We start from the raw sequence: 1,200 nt of genomic DNA, 5'->3' as shown, positions 1-1,200 counted from the left end.
CGTAAGCTCCCCCAATTGGTAGACATCAGCCGGTAGAATTTCGGGGCCTCCACGAGTCGGAGACTCCCTTGAAGAAAAGCAGGTTCACGGAAAGCCAGATCGTTGCGGTGCTGAAGGAAGGCGAGGCCGGTATGCCGGTTGCCGAACTGTGCCGCAAGCACGGCGTTAGCAGCGCCACGTACTACCAGTGGAAGAGCAAGTACTCGGGCGTACAGGTGTCCGAGTTGCAGCGGCTGCGCGAGCTCGAGGCCGAGAACGCCAAGCTCAAGCGCATGTACGCGGATCTGGCCCTGGAGAATTCGGCGATCAAGGATGTTCTGAACCGAAAATCCTGACGCCGTCGGCCAGGCGCGAGGTGGTCGAACAGTTGGTGCAAGCCCGACTGTCGATCGCTCGTGCCTGTCGAATTGCAGGCCTGTCGCGGGCGGCGTACTACAAGAGGCCAGTGTCGGCATCCGAGCGAGATGCCGACGTGATCGAGGCGCTCAATGCCATCGTCAGCCGGCATGGGCGCTGGGGGTTCTGGAAATGCTTTACCCGGTTGCGGCTTGATGGCCGCTGCTGGAACAAAAAGCGTGTGCATCGGGTGTACTGCGATATGGGTTTGAATTTGCCTCGGCGTTGCAAGAAGCGGCTACCAGACCGGCCCCATCAGCCGTTGGACCTGGCAAGCGAGCCCAACCGCTGCTGGGCCTTGGACTTCATGCACGACGCCTTGTATTGCGGTCGGCGGTTTCGGACATTGAATGTAATCGACGAAGCCAATCGGGAGTGCTTGGCCATCGAGGTTGGCACGTCGATCCCATCGGCCAGGCTGATCCGCGTCTTGAGTCGCTTGGTCGACTGCTACGGCGCCCCGAATGCCATACGGCTGGACAACGGCCCGGAGCTAGTCTCCCAAGCGTTCACTGAATGGGCCGCAGCCAAAGGCATCGCGGTTCGATACATCCAGCCGGGTAAGCCCAACCAAAACGCCTTTATCGAGCGTTTCAACCGAACGTACCGCACCGAAGTGCTCGATGCGCATCTGTTCGCCAACCTGGAGCAGGTCCAGGCCATCACAGACCAGTGGCTGGTCGAGTACAACGAATACCGCCCCCATGAAGCGTTGGGTGGCGTCCCGCCGGCGCAGTATATGCCCCGGTTAACCCACGCTCCGAATCTCTATCGGCCGCTGTCTACTTGACGGGGGTGCTTACG

At 60.5% G+C, this 1,200-nt stretch carries 1 protein-coding gene; it reads left to right on the top strand.

Going from position 1 to position 1,200, the window contains the following annotated elements; translation table 11 throughout:
* Positions 1-68: 68 nt before the first annotated feature.
* Positions 69-1,186 (top strand): IS3 family transposase gene (locus ABD104_RS30175; protein ID WP_087779327.1). Its coding sequence is split into 2 segments (ribosomal slippage): positions 69-330 and positions 330-1,186, totalling 1,119 coding nucleotides; the frame shifts between segments, so codons are not numbered across the junction.
* The last annotated feature ends 14 nt before the right edge of the window (positions 1,187-1,200 follow it).

The organism is Pigmentiphaga daeguensis (assembly GCF_039523035.1).
Taxonomy (GTDB): domain Bacteria; phylum Pseudomonadota; class Gammaproteobacteria; order Burkholderiales; family Burkholderiaceae_B; genus Pigmentiphaga; species Pigmentiphaga daeguensis.
Note: the sequence above shows the minus strand (reverse complement) of the source record. Positions and strands in the feature narration are given on the sequence as shown.